Source organism: Candidatus Endomicrobiellum pyrsonymphae (assembly GCF_020328025.1).
In the GTDB taxonomy this organism is placed as follows: domain Bacteria; phylum Elusimicrobiota; class Endomicrobiia; order Endomicrobiales; family Endomicrobiaceae; genus Endomicrobiellum; species Endomicrobiellum pyrsonymphae.
The window spans coordinates 1-3,824 of record NZ_JAIXMZ010000094.1; the positions used below are offsets into that span (position 1 = coordinate 1).

General features: G+C 32.3%; 4 protein-coding genes. All 4 read left to right on the forward strand.

Going from position 1 to position 3,824, the window contains the following annotated elements:
- The coding region (locus tag LE180_RS06465; RefSeq protein WP_374134636.1) for an MvaI/BcnI family restriction endonuclease at window positions 1-236 on the forward strand (236 nt) is incomplete at its 5' end.
- A gap of 1 nt (window position 237) precedes the next feature.
- Window positions 238-654: an MvaI/BcnI family restriction endonuclease gene (locus tag LE180_RS06470; protein WP_374134637.1), complete on the forward strand. Its 417-nt coding sequence runs from the start codon at window positions 238-240 to the stop codon at window positions 652-654.
- A 3-nt stretch (window positions 655-657) separates the two neighbouring features.
- Window positions 658-1,905: a modification methylase gene (locus LE180_RS06475; RefSeq protein ID WP_374134638.1), complete on the forward strand. Its 1,248-nt coding sequence runs from the start codon at window positions 658-660 to the stop codon at window positions 1,903-1,905.
- 34 nt (window positions 1,906-1,939) lie between these two features.
- Window positions 1,940-3,824: DNA polymerase (locus LE180_RS06480; protein WP_374134639.1), on the forward strand; the 1,885-nt coding region annotated here is incomplete at its 3' end.

A 3,824-nucleotide genomic window follows, 5' to 3' on the forward strand; every position in this document is an offset into this window, starting at 1 on the left:
TCAAACAAATTAAAAAAATGGGATTTATACCTACTAAAAGGAATGGAGCAACGGGCATAGGATATACTTTGGAAACACTACTTGGCGTAACTGAAAATAATATTGCTAATCCTGACATTGAAGGGACAGAACTTAAAGCTTATAGAAGCAAAGCAAATAGTTTAATTACGTTATTTACGTTCAATAATAAAGCATGGAAAATGCCGCCTTTGGAAGCAGTAAAAAAAATATGGTAGCTTGGACAAAGATGGACGACAAGGTCTTTATTACACCCTGTCTTTAAAACCTAATAGCGCAGGATTGTTTCTTGATATTCATACAACGGGAATTTTTGTGCGGCATATATCTGGCGAGGTGATTGCTTCTTGGAAATTGCAAACTTTAGCTGAAAGATTTATGCAAAAATTGCCAACGCTACTTTTTGTATCAACATTTACTGAAGAACGCGGTGGGGTAGAATATTTCCATTATTACAGAGCGCAACTAATGAAGGGAACATCGTCTGAACTGTTGGCAGATCAATTCCGCGCGGAAAATATTTTAGTGGATTTGCGGTTACATGACAAGGGTACTATGGCAAGAAATCATGGGACAGGATTTAGAACTTATGAAAACAAATTGTCTTTGTTGTTTAATAATGTAAAGGATTTATAATTTATGTATCAAGTAATTAGAAATACAAAATATGATTATATCGGTCAATCATACGCTTCTCTATATCCAAATTTGCACAAATATCCAGCGACTATGTTGCCGCAAATTGGAATTGATATCTTAAAAGAATTTGATGCCACAAAAGGGAGTTTATTAGATCCCTACTGTGGGTCCGGTTCTTCATTTACGAGCGGTTTGGAATGCGGGTTAACTAAAATGCAAGGTTTTGACATAAATCCGTGGGCGACGCTTATTTGTAAGGTTAAATTTACAAAAATTCCTATAAACGAACTTATTAAAGAAAAGCAAACATTTAGAAATAATATTTTTGAATTTCTAAAAAATGAAAATAATATATTTAAGTTGCCCCGCCCTCAAATTACAAATATTGATTTTTGGTTTTCGCAAGATGTGATAAATAAATTAATTATTATTAAACATTTTATAGATGAAATAAAAAATATAAATATTAGAAACTTTTTTTTAGCGCCATTTTCTGAAGTTGTTAGAGAGTGTTCTTACACAAGAAATAACGAGTTTAAACTATTTCGTATAAAATCAGATGAGTTGTTAAATTTCAATCCAGATGTAGTTAGTGTGTATTTAAAAAAGTGGAATGATATATTTTTGATATATTCTAACTTTTATTTTCCAAAAATAAAAAACGATGGCAAGATAAACGTTAAATGCGCGCAGTTTCAATTTCAAAATGAATCCTTTGATGTTGTTTTAACAAGTCCGCCTTATGGCGATAGTCGGACAACTGTTGCATATGGACAATTTTCAACATTGTCAAACGAATGGTTAGGAATAAGTTTTGCGCGAAAAATAGATAGAATGCTAATGGGTGGAACAAAATCAAAATCAAATATTACGCATGGCGTAATTGCCGATAGCATTTCACAAATAAGCAAAGTTGACAATAATCGCGCATTGGAAGTATCGTCTTTTTATAGGGACTTAAGCGTTTCTATTACAAATGTGGCAAACAGCGTGCGTAAGGGCGGCAAAGCAATATACATTGTTGGCAATAGAACTGTAAAAAATATAAAACTTCCTACAGATCAATTTGTTGCTGAAAAGTTTGAAGCTTGCGGGTTTAAACACGTAGTTACCTATGAAAGAGCTTTAAGTAATAAGGCTATGCCGAGTAAAAATTCTCCAACCAATAAAATAGGGAAAACTGTAAATACTATGTTGTATGAACACATTGTAGTATGCGAGAAAAAATATAATTATGACATTAACTAATATCAGAAAATTAGAATTTGAAAACTAACAATATATGAAAAAATTTTTTATTATAGACGGCAACGCTTACATACACAGAGCGTATCATGCTTTACCGCCATTTCTTACTTCAAACAATCAACACGTTAACGCGGTTTACGGTTTTATAAAGTTGTTGCTTAAAATAAAAAACAATTTTAAACCGGATTATCTTGCGGTTTGTTTTGATTATCCTTCAAAAAACTTTAGACATGAACTATTTAAAGAATATAAAGCAAACAGAAAACCTCTTGATGAGACTCTTATAAGCCAAATGCCTATTGCAAGAGAAGCCGTAGGAGCTTTAAATATTACGGAAATAGAAATAAAAGGTTATGAAGCTGATGATTTGATTGCCACAATAACCGAAAATAATAAAAAAAATAATTTGCAGACTGTTATTGTAACCGGCGATAAAGATATGTTACAGTTAGCGGAAGATGAAAATGTTTTGATTTGGAATGATTCTAAAGATATCATGTATGACGCAAAGAAAGTTGAGGAAAAATATGGCGTTACTCCTTCGCAGCTTTCTGATGTTTTTGCTTTAATGGGCGATGCAGTCGATAATATTCCCGGTATAAAAGGTATTGGCGAAAAAACCGCCGTAAAACTTATAAAAGAATTTGGGAGTCTAGAAAATATTTTGCAAAATGCAGGTTCTGTAAAAGGAAATGTCGGAAAATTGTTGCAGCATGGTAAGGAAGAGGCTTTAATTAGCAGAAAACTGATAGCTTTGAATAAACAAGTTCCTTTAGATTATAGTACGGAAGAATTTGAGAATAAAAATTTTGATATAAGCAAAGCGCTCCCTTTTTTTGAAAAATATGAATTTAAAAGTTTGGTTGCAAAATATTCCGACACAAATCATAAATCTCAGCCTGCTGTCGTTTTGAATGAAGCGCAACGCAATGAAGAATCCAAAACAGCTCGTGAATCTCAGGCGGTTGTCAATTTAAAATTTTCAGGTAAAGATTTTAAATTTGATTCTGAAATAGTAGGGACTCGCGAAAGAGCGATTGAGATTGTAAAAGTAATGGAAGAAGTAAACACAGTTGCGATAAAAACGGTTGGTTCTTTAGCAGATTCTTTAAAAGCTCAGATTGTAGGCATATCGTTGTGTGTTGAAACCAAAGATTTAGGTAAAGCTTTACTCAAATCTTTTTATTTTCCTGTAGGGCATAATGATTTAACTTCTAGTCAAATGAGCTTTGACGAATTTAAAAATATTTTTATGTCGATACTTTCTTCAAATAAAATAAAAAAAATCGGGCACGATTTAAAACATGAAAGAAATATATATAAGATGTTAGGCATCGATTTAAATAATATATATTTTGACACGATGCTCGCTTCGTATTGTATAAATCCTGCTAAATCGCATAACATAACAGACATATCGAAGGAATATCTAAATTTTTCTGCCGGAAATGATACTTATCTTGGTAGCGGTTTAAAAAAGATTGCTTTTGCCGACGCTTCAATAACCGACACTGCGCAATATGCAAACTCAATTTCATCGACCGTACTTGCAATATCCAAAGTATTTAATTTGCAGATAAAAGGGACAAAACTTGAATCGCTTTTTTTTGATGTAGAAATGCCTCTAGTTGAAGTTCTTTCTGAAATGGAAATTGCCGGTATAAAAGTTGATTCTTCTTTTTTGCGTGTTTTTAACGAAAAAATTGTAGTTGAGTTTAAACAAATTGAAGATAATATATATAAAATTGCGCAACAGGAATTTAATATTAATTCTCCAAAACAGCTTTCTACAATATTGTTTGAAAAACTTAATCTTCCTGTAATCAAAAAAACTAAAACTGGATATTCAACGGACGAATCGGTGTTGTCTGAACTGTCCTCTTATGAATTGCCCGCCGAAGTGTTGAAATACAGAGAAT

Bases quoted from the DNA above. Each gene is read 5' to 3' on its own strand.
- LE180_RS06475 (WP_374134638.1), top strand. From the start codon at position 658: ATGTATCAAGTAATTAGAAATACAAAATATGATTATATCGGTCAATCA.